Source organism: Nanhaiella sioensis, from assembly GCF_046557775.1.
GTDB lineage: Bacteria > Bacillota > Bacilli > Bacillales > SM2101 > Nanhaiella > Nanhaiella sioensis.
Map to the genome: position 1 here is coordinate 13,117 of NZ_JBKAEG010000001.1, position 13,751 is coordinate 26,867.

16 protein-coding genes are annotated in these 13,751 nt (G+C 33.4%); 5 read left to right on the top strand and 11 right to left on the bottom strand.

What is annotated here, in order from left to right; translation table 11 throughout:
* Window positions 1-353 precede the first annotated feature (353 nt).
* Both V1503_RS00075 and yneA read right to left on the bottom strand, forming a co-directional pair.
* Entirely contained in the window at window positions 354-1,004 is a 651-nt protein-coding gene (locus V1503_RS00075) for a YneB family resolvase-like protein (RefSeq protein ID WP_320257267.1), read from the bottom strand.
* A gap of 12 nt (window positions 1,005-1,016) precedes the next feature.
* The gene (yneA, locus tag V1503_RS00080) at window positions 1,017-1,331 is read right to left on the bottom strand and encodes a cell division suppressor protein YneA (RefSeq protein ID WP_214482367.1); all 315 of its coding nucleotides are present in this window, start codon (window positions 1,329-1,331) and stop codon (window positions 1,017-1,019) included.
* A gap of 242 nt (window positions 1,332-1,573) precedes the next feature.
* Between yneA and lexA the strand changes: the two genes are divergently transcribed.
* From lexA to V1503_RS00095, 3 genes are all read left to right on the top strand, one after another.
* Entirely contained in the window at window positions 1,574-2,197 is a 624-nt protein-coding gene (lexA, locus tag V1503_RS00085; RefSeq protein WP_214482366.1) for a transcriptional repressor LexA, read from the top strand.
* 693 nt (window positions 2,198-2,890) lie between these two features.
* On the top strand, window positions 2,891-3,496 hold the full coding sequence (locus tag V1503_RS00090) for a TetR/AcrR family transcriptional regulator (protein WP_410623861.1): 606 nt from the start codon (window positions 2,891-2,893) through the stop codon (window positions 3,494-3,496).
* 181 nt (window positions 3,497-3,677) lie between these two features.
* Entirely contained in the window at window positions 3,678-4,811 is a 1,134-nt protein-coding gene (locus tag V1503_RS00095) for an alpha/beta fold hydrolase (protein WP_410623863.1), read from the top strand.
* A 221-nt stretch (window positions 4,812-5,032) separates the two neighbouring features.
* Here the strand turns inward: V1503_RS00095 and V1503_RS00100 are convergent, their stop codons facing one another.
* The 3 genes from V1503_RS00100 to V1503_RS00110 all read right to left on the bottom strand — a co-directional run bounded on the left by V1503_RS00100 (window position 5,033) and on the right by V1503_RS00110 (window position 6,299).
* Window positions 5,033-5,251, bottom strand: a complete 219-nt coding sequence (locus V1503_RS00100) for a hypothetical protein (RefSeq protein WP_214482363.1) — start codon at window positions 5,249-5,251, stop codon at window positions 5,033-5,035.
* A 221-nt stretch (window positions 5,252-5,472) separates the two neighbouring features.
* Window positions 5,473-5,637, bottom strand: a complete 165-nt coding sequence (locus V1503_RS00105; protein ID WP_214482362.1) for a hypothetical protein — start codon at window positions 5,635-5,637, stop codon at window positions 5,473-5,475.
* Window positions 5,638-5,705: 68 nt separating this feature from the next.
* Entirely contained in the window at window positions 5,706-6,299 is a 594-nt protein-coding gene (locus tag V1503_RS00110) for a dienelactone hydrolase family protein (protein WP_410623865.1), read from the bottom strand.
* A gap of 462 nt (window positions 6,300-6,761) precedes the next feature.
* Between V1503_RS00110 and V1503_RS00115 the strand changes: the two genes are divergently transcribed.
* Together V1503_RS00115 and rarD are read left to right on the top strand one after the other, a co-directional pair.
* Entirely contained in the window at window positions 6,762-8,411 is a 1,650-nt protein-coding gene (locus V1503_RS00115) for a M20/M25/M40 family metallo-hydrolase (protein ID WP_410623867.1), read from the top strand.
* A 214-nt stretch (window positions 8,412-8,625) separates the two neighbouring features.
* A complete protein-coding gene (rarD, locus tag V1503_RS00120; protein ID WP_214482359.1) occupies window positions 8,626-9,537 on the top strand; it encodes an EamA family transporter RarD in 912 nt (303 codons plus the stop codon).
* Between the two features lie 325 nt (window positions 9,538-9,862).
* Here the strand turns inward: rarD and V1503_RS00125 are convergent, their stop codons facing one another.
* From V1503_RS00125 to sigY, 6 genes are all read right to left on the bottom strand, one after another.
* Entirely contained in the window at window positions 9,863-10,138 is a 276-nt protein-coding gene (locus V1503_RS00125) for a hypothetical protein (RefSeq protein WP_214482358.1), read from the bottom strand.
* 661 nt (window positions 10,139-10,799) lie between these two features.
* Entirely contained in the window at window positions 10,800-11,597 is a 798-nt protein-coding gene (locus tag V1503_RS00130; RefSeq protein ID WP_410623870.1) for a DUF2705 family protein, read from the bottom strand.
* 13 nt (window positions 11,598-11,610) lie between these two features.
* Window positions 11,611-12,486: an ABC transporter ATP-binding protein gene (locus V1503_RS00135; protein WP_214482356.1), complete on the bottom strand. Its 876-nt coding sequence runs from the start codon at window positions 12,484-12,486 to the stop codon at window positions 11,611-11,613.
* Window positions 12,487-12,520: 34 nt separating this feature from the next.
* The gene (locus V1503_RS00140) at window positions 12,521-12,739 is read right to left on the bottom strand and encodes a sigma-Y antisigma factor component (RefSeq protein WP_410623873.1); all 219 of its coding nucleotides are present in this window, start codon (window positions 12,737-12,739) and stop codon (window positions 12,521-12,523) included.
* Window positions 12,736-13,077 (bottom strand): YxlC family protein, encoded by a 342-nt coding sequence (locus V1503_RS00145; RefSeq protein WP_410623875.1) that lies wholly within the window; start codon window positions 13,075-13,077, stop codon window positions 12,736-12,738. The genes V1503_RS00140 and V1503_RS00145 overlap by 4 nt, the downstream gene beginning before the upstream one ends.
* On the bottom strand, window positions 13,031-13,594 hold the full coding sequence (sigY, locus tag V1503_RS00150) for an RNA polymerase sigma factor SigY (RefSeq protein ID WP_410623877.1): 564 nt from the start codon (window positions 13,592-13,594) through the stop codon (window positions 13,031-13,033). Before sigY ends, V1503_RS00145 begins: the two co-directional genes overlap by 47 nt.
* Window positions 13,595-13,751 lie beyond the last annotated feature (157 nt).

Here is a 13,751-nt window from a genome sequence, read left to right on the forward strand (position 1 = left end):
CAGACTAAGAATTAATCACGTATACATCTAGCTTTTGTCGTACCTTCTCTACTTATAATTTTGGGGACCCATTCAAAACTCCGTCTTACTGTCTATTCCTTTATTATAATAGCTACCAAGTTTCGAAAGGCTGTTTTCGCATTGATGATTGTTTTTATATTTAGACTCAACTGCAGATTGTGGCATCTATTCTTCTCTACAATGATGACTAACATGTAAAGCCACTTTTCTTGGTACTAATGTCATAATAATAGTAACAAAGCTTACGAAAAGTGCCTTTCAATAACAACGTAATATAAGTATACAATTGTAACTTGTATACTACAGCATTCGTTCATTCTATTGTTAGCCATCTACTCTAAATTATTATGCATATATTCTTTATAACGTCGATGTACCGTTGCTTTTGACACATCAAATCCAAGACCACGTAATGTTGCCGCTATATCTGAAAACGTGAGATTATTTTGGCGTAACCTTATAATTTCCTCAATAGGTATTTCCTTTCTTTCTCTACCTGAGCTTACATGGATGTTTTTTAAATTCCTCTCAGGTCTATATCCTTCTTCGATAGCTCGTTTCATTCCCCGTTTAATTTTTAAATTATGTATTTTTCGTTGATATTCCTCAACAATGCTAACAATTTCCAACATCATGGAATCAGCTTCTGACAATTGTAACTCTCCATGATGATGAACTGTGTATATTTTAACTCTTTCCTTTAAAATAAAATGCAGCAAAGCTATTCTTGCATTACCCCTACCTAGCCTCGTCTCATCTTGTATTAAAAGGGCATCGATATGCTGTTCTTTAATTTCATTCAATAGCTCATAAATGCCATCTCTATCCATGTCATATCCGCTTGCCCTTTCTACAACCACTTTCTTCACATCAAAATGGTAACTGTTTGCAAGCTGGAGTAATTCTGCCTTTTGTCGTGTTAATGATGTCTCCTGTGTTTGTTTATTTGTACTAACACGACAATATATTATTGCTTTTTCCATTTCTACCTCCGATTAATTGTTAACTGCATAAGTATCATACATTTTATTACCTTCTGATTTTAACACTGGAATATAAATTTCATCACCATAAAAAATTCTATCAGGAGCTATTTGATTTACATCCTCTACCCAACTGATAAAGTCATTGATTGATAAATCGTGACTGTTACTATACTCGGACGCAATATCCCAAAGTGTATCTCCATCTTCTACTTTAATAGTAATATAATCATTTTTCTCGATATCCTTATAAGAAGTAATTAGTGCAAAAGCAAAGCCGATAAAAACAGTAAAAAACAAGATATAGTAAATTTTAGATTGTTTCATAATAAGTCCCCCTGATTAACAGAATACATGTTCGTTTTTAGTTATTGTATACGAACAAATGTTTTATGTCAACATTTTTACGAACTTACGTTTGTTATACATAACAAGTCGTGCTATAATGAATGAAAGTAAAATCTTTCTAGTATATCCTTACAGTATTAATAGATGATCTTAATTTTTTAATGTTATGAACGGGTATACATGCTAACAATAGAAAAGATTATTATAATGAGGTGCTAACGATGGCAAAATTATCGAAAAGGCAACAAGACATACTAGATTTCATAAAACAAGAAGTACAATCAAAGGGATATCCACCTTCTGTTAGAGAAATTGGAGAAGCGGTAGGGCTAGCTTCAAGCTCAACAGTTCATGGTCATTTATCTCGTTTAGAAAGTAAGGGACTAATCCGCAGAGACCCAACTAAACCTAGAGCAATTGAGATATTAGATTTAGATCCTGCTGATGTAATCCCAAAAAATAACGTCATGAATGTACCGATCATAGGAAAGGTAACAGCTGGTCAACCAATAACAGCAATTGAAAATGTTGAAGAATACTTCCCTCTTCCTGATAAACTTGTATCCCCTGACGAAAATGTATTTATGCTTGAAGTAATGGGAGATAGCATGATTGAGGCCGGTATATTAGATGGGGATCACGTCATTGTTCGGCAACAACAAACTGCTTCAAATGGAGATATCGTTGTTGCAATGACAGAGGATGACGAGGCAACAGTAAAAAGATTTTTTAAAGAAAAAGACTACATAAGACTTCAGCCAGAAAACTCAACTTTAGAACCTATTATTCTTCGTAATGTAGCTATATTAGGAAAAGTAATCGGGGTGTATCGTACCATCCATTAAACACTATTGTACATAACGAATGTATGATCTATTCTTTGACAAACAGTCTCTTTTAAAACGTTGTTCCAATCAGATAGATTAACATACAGGTTAGCAGTCCACAATGCTTTTTAATGTATTCATACGATCTCATATTATAATCCAATCCTTAGCTTAGAACCTCTGAGCTAAGGATTTTTTTGTCATATTGTAAGCTCCCTCAGAATTCATTTTGATTGGCTATTTTCACAATGGTTGCTGTTTTTACTTTTAAGATATACACACGTATATATCTAACGTTCAAGACACCTTTTCTAAGCTCCTATAAAACTCATAATACTGTCCATTTTTAGTAAAAAAACAAAATTCAAGCAAAAAATCTTTAGTTTAAATTTATCATTCAATGATTTTCTTAGTCACTTTTTCTCATATCCCCCACTATGTCACCAATTTTATGCTTGTTATCCTGAGATTAGACTTGACGGTCTAGACCATTCGGTCTAATATGTATAATAAGCAAGCAGCATTAACTATCAGGCTATTTCAGCATAGCGTGTTTTTTTGCACTAATAAACACGAATACAGCTAGATTTCGTGCCATCTATTCTCATATAAAATGACGGTATTCTTTATCTTCAGGATAAAGAACTATAACAACAAAGTTTACGAACAGAGCTAACGATTAAGATTAAAAACTTGTAGGAGATGATGTAATTGACGCGAGGATTTAATAAAGAATTCGAACATTCAGATGCGTTAATGCAAGCAGCATTAAATGAATTTGTGGAAAAAGGCTATGACAAAGCCTCATTAAATCATATTTTGAAGACAGCGAATATGAGTAAGGGCTCATTTTACTACCATTTTAACAACAAGGAAGATCTTTACTTAAATCTCATAGACATGTTGATTCAAAAAAAGCAACTATTCCTTGCCAAGGTTATGAATCCAAGTGATTATTCCAAAGACATTTTTTCGATATTTAAAACACAAATCCGAATTGGAATGCAATTTTCCAATGAATATCCAGATATTAATCGTTTTGCAAACAGCTTTATTAAAGAAAAAGGAACTCCCATATACGAAAAGGCGTTGACAAGGCATAATTTTCAGGATAATGACCAAATGAACAAGCTCATTGAAGCATCCTATAACAAAGGTGAAATTAGGCAGACACTACCACTGGAATTCGTCCAATCATTAATTGGTTTCTTGTTCACTAATATTGTGGATGTAGCGGATATGTCAAAGCCTGATCACTATGAGTCAAGTCTAAACCACTTAATTGATTTCCTTAAAAATGGCCTGACAGATCAATAATGATCTTAACCATCACATGTTGACATCAGCAAAGTAGGTGAAGATTTATGTCTCTACCTGACTAACTGATAATTTGGAGTAAGGTATATGCTACATCTGTGCATCGTTGAAGTAATGATTCCTTTCTGCATTCAATTATTTTTCAAAATAACGAGCTTAATTTGAAAAGGAGAGTTATTATATGGCCCAATTTGATTATCCTGTAGGATACCATGATTTTCATAAAACAAAAATTATAGACTATCAAATGAATCGGTGGTATTCAATGGGATACACACGAAAAGAAGACATGGTGGATGCAGCTACCAGAATAAAAAAGTTAGAAGATTGGAAGGAGGAAATGATAAAGCAGGCTGAAAAAGCTATTGATGAAAAACGCATAATGAATGGAACATTTTATTACAGGGCTGCAGAATTTTTTACTCATCCGAATGACCCAGATAAATTAAGACTGTATGATACATTCATTGAAATGTTTTATAATGACCTGTTTGTTGAACATGATATTGAACGTTATAACATACCCTATGAAAATGTATACTTACCTGCAATGAGACTACCTTCTAACAATAAAAATGCCAGAGGAACAATTGTCATTCATGGTGGATTTGATTCATTTATGGAAGAGCTATACTCAATGGCAAGCTATTTTGCACATTTAAACTATGAGGTCATATTATTTGAAGGTCCAGGGCAAGGTGGTGCCTTAAAAAAATCTGGCTTAGCACTAAGTTATGAATGGGAAAAACCAACAAAAGCCGTTCTAGATTACTTTAAGTTAAATGACGTAACCTTATTAGGTGTGTCCATGGGTGGCTGGCTTTGCTTCAGAGCAGCTGCGCATGAACAGCGAATTAAACGAGTGATTGCTCTTAGTATAGCCTACGACTACATGAAAATCCCCCCACCTATTATTGAGAAGTTTGCTTTATGGCTTTTCAAACATCCTAAATTAATGTATTGGATGGCTGATGTAAAAATGAAGATGATGCCGCAAGAAAAATGGGGAACCGATAATTTAATGTATATTACTAAAACTGATACTCCGTTAGATGGTGGCATGGCATTATTAGAATTCAATGCTGCACATTTAAAATCAGGACACGTTACACAAGATGTATTAATATTAACAGGGTCAGAAGATCATTTTATACCGCTAAAAATGCACGATATTCAAGTAAAAGCTTTAACGAATGCAAAGTCTATAACTGAAAGAATCTTCACTAGAGATGATCATGCTCATAATCACTGTCAGGTGGGAAATTTCAGCCTTGCTCTCAGAGTCATGGCAAATTGGTTAAATGAAAAAGAATAACAATTTTGTAGGGTTAGAAAAATAAAGATAAAGCTAACCTGCTGAAGAAAACCCATTAACTAATATAAATCAGTTAATGGGTTTATAATTTAAGTTGTTTTTCGTATTAAGAAAGAACACGTTTCAACTAGAAATTTTTAGCATTTTTTCTTCTGTACAACGATGACTAACATATAAAACCACGTTTATGGGCCTTTATTTAAAAATACAGTTAGTTTTATTTATTCTCCCCCTCCTCCTCCGCTGTCACCACTGCCCCCACTGTCGCCATGACCGTAATCAGATGAATATAAGCCTACACCATTTCCATCATTGTTACTACTAGTTGATGAACTTGTCTTATGAATACGATGTTTTGTTCTGTTAGCATTTCCAGTACTAATCGCAGTAATGGCAATAATAATAACTAACAAGATAAACCCAAATATTATAAATTTCATACAAACTCCCCCAAATTTAGTTATATATATAATATACGAATAAAAATAGTAGGAAGTTTCATGATTTTGGCAAAGAATGCGGATTGAAACAGCAATACATTAACATTTCTACCTAGTTCAGATTTTTCTATTGGCTGTTTTCACATTAATTGTAGATTTTCATAACAGGCTGGTTTTTGTATAGAATGTAGTTTGCGTAACAAAATATAACTCGTATAAAACTAGTATTCGAGACAAGCTTCTTCTATAAAACGATGACTGTTGAGTAAAACAGTATCTTTATCATCTGTTTTAGGAACTATAGGAACAAAGTTTACAAAAAGCGCCTTGTAATAAGCGCTAAACACGTTCGGCACCTTATCTTCTTTAAAGACTATAAAAATCATATCATACTCATCCAGTTGCTCAAATGTAGGTGAAAAAATGCAACAAAGTTTTCGAAGACCCTTTCTTATTAACTACTTATAAAGCGTAACAATTCATTAAATGCATGCTTAGCAGATAATTCACAATAGTTCTCTGAGTTGTTATCGCTAAATCCATGATTTGTTCTATATTTTTTAATGGTGATTTTTTCTTTATCGTTTAGTTTAGTAATCAATTGATCGACATGAAATGATTTTTCATTCTCTGGGAAAATTAGTTGTGTGGGACAAGCTGGGATCATGTCAATAAAGTCCCTTATCCTTGAACCGTAATAACTAATAACTCCATCGCAATTCTGGTCTTCACTGCACAGCCATGCGACTGTCCCACCTACACTATAACCAAGAATAAAGATTTTACTGTATTCCTGCCTAGATTTTTTTAAAAGTGCCTTAACGTAGGTAGCTGCTCTAGCAAATCCGACTTTATTAACAAAATGGTGATAAGCCAATTTCTCCTCATCGTAATGAAATTGATTGTTTTCACTATACAAATTGGGACAAATCACATCGAAGCCTTTATTGAATAGTTCTTTACAAATATGTCTCATATGCTCATTTACGCCGTATATTTCATGAACAACGATCACTAATTTGTCTGATTTATTTTTGTAAGAAATCATTTACTTTACCCCTAATAATTATTGACCTAATTTCTTCAATGTATAATTGTGCTCATACATTGCACACTTAACCATAAATGCAGAGCGTATTCTTTTCTTTATAACGATGACAACCTTATAACCTACTTGTTAATGATGTCATTTGTTTGTTAACAATAGTTAAAAAATGTTCGTACAGAACCTTTTCTACAACATATAGACTCCTCAATTGTTCGGATTTGTAATTAGAAAAAATCTTTAATTGATTAATTATTGAGCGTATTTTCTATAATGGGTTGATTCTGTTTACCTTATTGTAACTTTGATAAAATTAAATAATAGTCTATTAATTTGTAAATTTTTCTAGTAGAATAATTAACAACTTTAATTAGGCTGGCTTTTTTACAAAAATTTGAGTGTTCAATAGTTTTTAAAGATTAATTATAATTAACTATTCCATAAAGTAAGTGGAGGGATAATCATATGAGTAAAAAATGGCAATCAAAGCAGCAATTCATAGATCTTCTTTGCCAGCTTGTAAGTATTCCTAGTGTTACTGGTTCTCAAGCAGAAACATGGTTACCACAATTTGTAATATCTGAACTCGAGTCACTACCCTATTTTCAAAATCACAAAGACCATATAACCTTACATGCAACAGACGATGGACGTTATTTTGCGTCGGCTCTAGTTAAAAGGTCTGACAAATGTAAAAAAACCGTCATTCTCCTTAGCCACTTTGACGTCGTTGACGTTGCTGATTACGGCAACCTCCATCACCTTGCCTTTGATGCGAAAAAGTTAACAGCATATTTCTATAAACACAAATTTGAAATGGCAAAAGAAGTAAGCGATGATTTGGAAACTGGGGATTGGTTATTCGGAAGAGGTACGATGGATATGAAATGTGGCCTGGCTATGCACATGGCAATGATTGAGTTAGCATGTAACGGGGATTTTGATGGAAATATTTTATTGCTAACAGTTCCTGATGAGGAAGTGAATTCTGTAGGTATGAGAGCTGCTATACCTACCCTTCTTGAATTAGCAGATACTCACAAATTAACATATACTGCTGTACTCAATTCGGAACCGATGTTTTCACGTTTTCCAGGCGATCAAACAAAATATCTTTATACCGGAACAATTGGCAAAGTTTTGCCCGGATTTTTTTGTTATGGCAAAGAAACACATGTTGGCGAGCCATTTTCAGGACTAAATGCCAATTACATGGCTTCAATCATTAACGATGAATTAGAGTTAAATACAATTCTTTGTGAAAAAATAAATAATGAAGTAACCCCTCCACCAACTGCCCTTATTCAACATGACCTACAAAAAGAATACTCTGTACAAGTAACAAATAAAGCTGTGACGCTCTTTAATGTATTCATGTTTAAAAAACCAATGAATAAACTTACAGACGAATTAAAAAAAATTACGAATACAGCTGCCTTACGTATCCAACAATCATTTGTTGATAAAGCTAGCAGCTTTGCAGCATTAACAAATTCTGAAACACCATCCCTACATGTAAAAGTTTATACGTATGAAGAGCTCGTTACATACGCAAAAGAAAGGTACGGAAGTAAAAGAATTGAAGCATTGCATCAAGAAATATTCGAACAGCATAAGCAAAATCTAGATGATCGAGAGCTTTCTATTACTATAGTTGATCAACTTTCTTCTTTATGTAAACATTTATCACCAATGATCGTTCTCTTTTTTGCTCCACCCTTCTATCCAGCTGTCTATTCCCATGAACATCCAATGATTCAACAAGTTATGTCAGACTTAAATATCCATGCTAACCGTATGCACAACATACTATTTCAGCAAGTGCTGTTTTTTAATGGTATATCCGATTTAAGCTATGTCGGACTCCAACATTCACCATCATCCATTCAACCATTAATTGCTAATTTCCCACTTTGGGATCATGGATATTCACTGCCAATTGAAGATTTAAAGCAATTAGATATACCTGTATTAAATGTTGGACCAATAGGACGAGATGCTCATAAATGGACAGAGAGATTAGATGTTAATTATACTTGTGACACGTTGCTGGAGTTGTTCCCATACTGTATCCAAAGATTATTTGGTTACTCGAAGTCTGATCAAGGTTGTTAAATGTATTTTCTCCTTCTGCCGAAAAGTCTTCAAAAAGATGAACTAGATATATACCATCATTCCAAAGAGGTTACGTGATCGGGTTCATGTCGTTTAATTTTCTGGAATGTTTTATAACAGAACAAAAGCATTAAAACGTAGAATTCTTTTATTGCACATTTCACTGCTGTTGACTACAATAGAAAATATTCTTAAGTGAAATGAGTGATATACTTTGAAGCAAACTAAGGTTGGAGTCTCTTATACAATTATAGCGTATGTGCTTTGGGGAATACTGCCATTATATTGGAAATTGATTGAGCATGTTCCTGCTAGTGAGATACTCGCTCACAGAATTATTTGGTCCTTTATATTTGTTTTATCAATTATTATCTTTAAAAATAGATTTATGAATTTTAAAAAAGAGTTTAATTCATTACTAAATCGACCGAAGAAATTGGCAGCTGTATTTCTTGCAGGGGTTTTAGTAAGTGGAAACTGGTTTATATACATTTGGGCGGTAAATACCGACCACCTTATTGAGGCTAGTTTGGGCTATTATATTAATCCCCTTTTAAGTGTATTACTCGGTGTACTCGTCTTACGGGAAAAATTAACAAAATGGCAGATTATATCTGTTCTCTTTGCGGGGATAGGTGTAGGAATATTAACGTTGCAATATGGAAAGGTCCCTTGGATTGCATTATCATTGGCACTATCCTTTGCCTTATATGGGTTAGCCAAAAAATTAGTTAAACTGGACTCACTGTTCGGTCTCGCAATAGAGACCTCTATCGTTACTCCAATTGCTTTCATCTATCTTGGAACGATACAAGCACAAGGCACAAGCGTGTTCTTGTCGAGTTCTTTCAGCACAGTGTTATTATTAATTGGAAGTGGAGTAGCAACAGCGATACCATTACTATGCTTTGCAGAGGGAGTAAAACGCATTCCACTATCAATGAATGGTTTTTTTCAATACTTAGCTCCTACAATAAGTTTATTAATTGGGGTGTTTATTTTTAAAGAAGAATTTACAAAAGTTCACCTAGCAAGCTTTACGTCCATTTGGTGTGGTCTTGTTATTTATACAGCTTCAAATTTACATCTTGGTAAACAAACAGAGAAGAAAACTCTACGTGCGTGAACATTAATTCAAGACTTTGTCCGCTAAGCTTTAATACTATTATAACTAGCTGAATCTTCACGCCATTCATCTAAGTTTAATGAAGAAAAGGTATCTCCAGTGAGAGTTGCTTTCGTGTTTATGTCTAAGAAAAACAATCATCATTGTAAAACAGCCATCATAACAACTGACAAATAGAAACAGGTAATTGAATATACGCACCTGTTTCTATTGCTAGATAATTAGCATACAAGCTTAATATATACTTTTTTACATATTTAACTTTATTCAGCCATGGAAGAAGTTTGCATCAAAAGCGTTTTTTATGTGGGTTAATTCATTGAATCTAATATCTGTAATCAAAATGGTACCAATGATAAATATCATAGCCCCGCCACCAAAAAAAACCTATGATCACACATAAAAATATCACATTAAATATGATGCCTCTTCTATTACCTTCTCTAAAATTTTGTATTATTTTTTCAACTCCATCAATTAAGAACCATCCCCCCATAGACAGAACTCCTAAAAACGGTCTGCCGAATACTAACTCGACACTCCCGAAAACTAGCAAAGCTACTTTCAATATCCTATATATTTGTTTTAGTATTTTAGTCAATCTATTTTCAACTCCATCATTAACATTTTTTTAAGAAATTTTTTCGGTTAACATTCTTCGAAATAAAATTAGGCTATTTTTATAAAAATGGACGGTATGATGAATTTTGTGAGAGCTCAATAAGTAAAAAGTAGAAAAGATGCCACGTATACGTGCTTATATCTTAGTAGGAAAAACCCCAATCTGAAATAGCCTAGCCTTAAATTATGTAAGCTGCCCTCCTACCATTCTATAAATCCATAGATTATTAGCTTATTATAGTTAGGCTCTTCTCTTAAACTTTGTTGCTAGATCAATAGTCTTGAAACTAGAAAAGGTCCGAAAAAATAGATGTATACATACTTTTATCTCAAAAGTAACAATCAATTAATGCGAAAAAAGCCTTTACTTTTAATAATATCATAGTCTATTCGTTATTTTTTAATGGTATTTTATTACATAATAACGTTTTCCGTAAATTTAGTTACCATTGTACAACAAACGAACGTCGTAATTTTAGATTAATAGGTTTTAGAAAAAAATGTTATGAACCGTAGTTGAGGCGTTAACTTCTTAGTACGAGAAACAACTGTTATTGCAAATGCATGCTAAACAAAAAAACATTACTCCTCATTAATGAGGGTAACATTTTTAAGGGTTATGCTTTTTTATAATTATAAGGTTACGAGGCAATATCTTTTTTTCGATAGACAGTAAATGCCCCTATGAAACTCACTGTTATGATTAAGAGCATAATTATCAAGTACAGAGGTTTTATCGTGTTATCAATCATGATTGAGGCAGAATCAACATATTCGAACGGTGTAAAATATTTTATTGCGTCAAATTTATCTGAAATGCCAGATATGATATCTAAAAAGTATGAAATTAATACAATACCTAGCGATATGGAGATTATATTTCTCGATTTTTTCATCACACTAGATATGAAAAATGCTATTGCCGCAAATGTTAAATGTAGTAGAAAAGGTGCTATGGTGATTAGAAAAAATGTTGTTGATTCTATAGGCTCATCACCTGCAATCGTAAAACCAATGTATGTGATTAACGACAATGCTATATTAAAGACTATTAAAGATAATAACACAGCGCATAATTTTTGTCCTACAACCTCCGTTCGAGTTAGCGGTTTAGAAAGCAAAAATTCTGCTGTCTTCTCACTTTCTTCTTTAACGAGAATACTAGAAGCTAGTAGGACCGCGTATATACTTCCGAACAATGTTGTAAACAAATAGCCTTCAATAGCATAAAATCCAAGAACCGTATGCAAGCTAAATTGATCCATGTTAAATGCCTGAAGCATAGCTTCTGGGTAAGCATTTAACAATTGGTCTAATGTTTCTTGCTGCTCAGCAAATGAAGGGTACATACTTAGCATCATTATGATTAACCCTCCGAGAACTGCTATCCAAATCCATAATGCTTTCTGTGCTTTTGCAAACTCCCTTTTGAATAACATTGCTTTTCTCCCCTCAATTCTCATAATAGTGCATGAACACTTCCTCTAATGAAGGTTCCTCAATGTTAATATCTCTTAATTTGAAATTGTATAATTGTTTAATTAGCGCAGTCGCGTTACCACTATATAAAAAATGCATTTCATCACCAACTACTTCTTGATTAATAACACCCTCTAAGTCCAAGCCTTGAGGCGGATGTTCAGAGAACAGAATTGAGACTTTTTTAAATTGATTATGGCGGAGCTGTTCAATCTGTTCTACTTTCAATACCCTTCCCTCTTTAATAATTCCTACTCTATCACACATTTTTTGTACTTCACCTAAATAATGCGATGAGAAAAAAATAGTTGTTCCATCATTCCTTAACTCATGAAGTAAATCAAAGAACGTTTGTTGTATTAACGGGTCTAATCCACTTGTAGGTTCATCTAAAATTAATAGCTTCGGTTGATGAAGAAGAGCTTGGATTATTCCTACTTTTTTTCTATTCCCAAATGACAAATCTTCGACCTTTCTCGTTAAATCTAAATCTAACCTTGCCGCTAATTCATTAATTTTAGCTGTAGCATCTAGTTTATAAAATTTCGAAGAATATTGAAGTAGATCTTTGGCTTTCATATCATCGTAGTAATGTACCTCTGAAGGAAGATAACCAATTATTTTACGAATTTCTTTCGAATCTTTTACTACATCCATTCCGAAAACAGTAGCACTTCCTTTCGTAGGATATATTAAGTTTAATAATGTACGGATGGTTGTACTTTTCCCTGCGCCGTTAGGTCCAATAAATCCAAATATTTCTCCTTCTTCTACTTCTAAGGTAACATTTTCAATTCCTCGATTTTTACCAAAAAACTTCGTTAAATTATCCATCTGAATGGCATTCACGGTATTCCCCTCTTTCTATTAATGAGAAAACATTTCACTTTTTGTGCTTTTTATTTCTCTTATTAAAATAGTATCCACCTCTCCTCACAAATAGCACATAAAATAAAGATGGCATAGGGGCTTGTATTAACCCAATGATTCCCCACAGCCAATAGTTATGCCCATGTTTTCTTGCGTCAAAAAATAACAAGGTACTTTGAGTAATTAGTATGATGGCTACAATTGGTATAACAACTAATTCTTCGCTAGTCATCCATCAGCCACCTGCTTATCTTTTGTAAAATAAACGATAATTGGAAGGATGGCAGTGACAACAAGTTGTAAAGCAACAAAAATTGCTGGCGATTGAGTTAATATCACAATTAACCCGGAGCCTACGGTCAAGATTATCAAAATGTATATGAGTAAATCTCGTATAAATTTCTTTCTCAAAGCTAATTTATCCGCTACTATTTTTTGTTCAAGCCAGTTTAAATCTGGTGTTTCGATTGAGAACTGATGATCGATACTTGCTAAGCCTTTATGAACCTCTTCCACAGTGCTCTTATAGCTTTTTTTGTCGTCGATGTGTGTTACTTTGTTTTTCGTCACTAATTTTCAACTCCCTTCTAATCTTATCTATACCATAATGAATACGTGATTTAGCCGTACCTACTGATATATTAAGCATTTTTGATATTTCTTCATACGTATATCCATAATAATGCTTTAGTACAATCGGGATTCGATAATTACTAGCTAATTGTCCCAATGCTTGATTAACATCAGCCCACTCCTCATTTTGAGTTTCAAACTGCCATCTCATTTCCCGCAAAGTTTGCATTTGTTCAAGGCATTTTTTTTCACGTTTGTTTTTTCTACATTGATCTATATAAACATTTGTAGCGATAGAAATGAGCCACGAAGAAAAAGCCGACTTCCCATTGTATAACCTTATTTTTTCTATGCATTTTGTCATCGTTTCTTGAGCAAGTTCCTCTGCCAAATTGTAATTCATTGTGACTTTTATTAAATACTTTACTAAAAAGGGATAATGATGTTGAAATAATATTGCAAAAGCTTGTGAATCTCCTCGTTTTGCATTCTCTATCAATTCCTGTTCCTGCATACCCACCCTCCTTCATGGGAACCCAAACACCCCAACCTTCGAGTCAATAATAATACGCTATACATGATAGATTCGTTCAAAAAACCTTACATAAATGCGTAATAATTTTGAAAAGTATATTTAGATGACAGTGAACTATGATTATTCACTGCCTATA

What these genes read in the sequence shown, in the direction of transcription:
- V1503_RS00075 (WP_320257267.1), bottom strand. Translation starts at nt 1,004, where the DNA reads ATGGAAAAAGCAATAATATATTGTCGTGTTAGTACAAATAAACAAACA.
- yneA (WP_214482367.1), bottom strand. Translation starts at nt 1,331, where the DNA reads ATGAAACAATCTAAAATTTACTATATCTTGTTTTTTACTGTTTTTATC.
- lexA (WP_214482366.1), top strand. Translation starts at nt 1,574, where the DNA reads ATGGCAAAATTATCGAAAAGGCAACAAGACATACTAGATTTCATAAAA.
- V1503_RS00095 (WP_410623863.1), top strand. Translation starts at nt 3,678, where the DNA reads ATGGCCCAATTTGATTATCCTGTAGGATACCATGATTTTCATAAAACA.
- V1503_RS00100 (WP_214482363.1), bottom strand. Translation starts at nt 5,251, where the DNA reads ATGAAATTTATAATATTTGGGTTTATCTTGTTAGTTATTATTATTGCC.
- V1503_RS00105 (WP_214482362.1), bottom strand. Translation starts at nt 5,637, where the DNA reads ATGATTTTTATAGTCTTTAAAGAAGATAAGGTGCCGAACGTGTTTAGC.
- V1503_RS00110 (WP_410623865.1), bottom strand. Translation starts at nt 6,299, where the DNA reads ATGATTTCTTACAAAAATAAATCAGACAAATTAGTGATCGTTGTTCAT.
- V1503_RS00115 (WP_410623867.1), top strand. Translation starts at nt 6,762, where the DNA reads ATGAGTAAAAAATGGCAATCAAAGCAGCAATTCATAGATCTTCTTTGC.
- V1503_RS00130 (WP_410623870.1), bottom strand. Translation starts at nt 11,597, where the DNA reads ATGTTATTCAAAAGGGAGTTTGCAAAAGCACAGAAAGCATTATGGATT.
- V1503_RS00140 (WP_410623873.1), bottom strand. Translation starts at nt 12,739, where the DNA reads ATGACTAGCGAAGAATTAGTTGTTATACCAATTGTAGCCATCATACTA.
- sigY (WP_410623877.1), bottom strand. Translation starts at nt 13,594, where the DNA reads ATGCAGGAACAGGAATTGATAGAGAATGCAAAACGAGGAGATTCACAA.